The sequence below is a fragment of the Nostoc sp. MG11 genome (assembly GCF_014904695.1).
Classification (GTDB): Bacteria; Cyanobacteriota; Cyanobacteriia; order Cyanobacteriales; family Nostocaceae; genus Komarekiella.
In genome coordinates, this window is record NZ_JACXXN010000208.1 from 1 (window position 1) to 754 (window position 754).

Annotated in this window: 1 pseudogene; it reads right to left on the bottom strand. The window is 51.3% G+C overall.

Going from position 1 to position 754, the window contains the following annotated elements:
- Window positions 1-754: pseudogene (locus HCR01_RS38130) on the bottom strand (photosystem II D2 protein (photosystem q(a) protein)); the annotation flags it as partial.

Here is a 754-nt window from a genome sequence, read left to right on the forward strand (position 1 = left end):
AATATCTGTGACCAGAAACGGTTTGCCGTCACCATTGAGTAGGTTTCTTCTGATTGGGTGGGGTTGAAGGCGCGGAAGGTGTTTGCTCCTTCGCCATCTTCAAACAAGGTGTTTTCGACTGTGGCTCCGTGAATGGCGCACAATAGCGCTCCACCTAATACTCCGGCTACACCCATCATGTGGAAGGGGTTGAGTGTCCAGTTGTGGAACCCTTGCAGGAATAGTAGGAACCGGAAGATTGCTGCTACACCAAAGCTTGGTGCAAAGAACCATGATGATTGTCCCAAGGGGTACATCAGAAATACGCTGACGAATACCGCTATCGGGGCTGAGAATGCTAGGGCGTTGTATGGACGGATTCCTACTAGCCGTGCGATCTCAAATTGCCGCAACATGAAGCCGATTAATCCAAAGGCTCCGTGTAGGGCTACGAATGGCCACAATCCTCCCAATTGGAACCAACGGGTGAGGTTGCCTTGAGCTTCTGGACCCCACAACAGCAATAGGGAGTGTCCCATGCTGTCTGCTGGGGTTGATACTGCTACTGTTAGGAAGTTACATCCTTCTAAGTAGGAGGAAGCTAATCCGTGGGTGTACCAAGAGGTGACAAATGTTGTCCCGGTTAGCCAACCGCCTAGTGCTAGGAAGGCGCAGGGGAATAATAATATCCCTGACCATCCTACGAATACGAAGCGATCGCGCTTTAACCAGTCGTCTAGAACGTCAAACCACCCTCTACTGGGCGCGCGTCCAA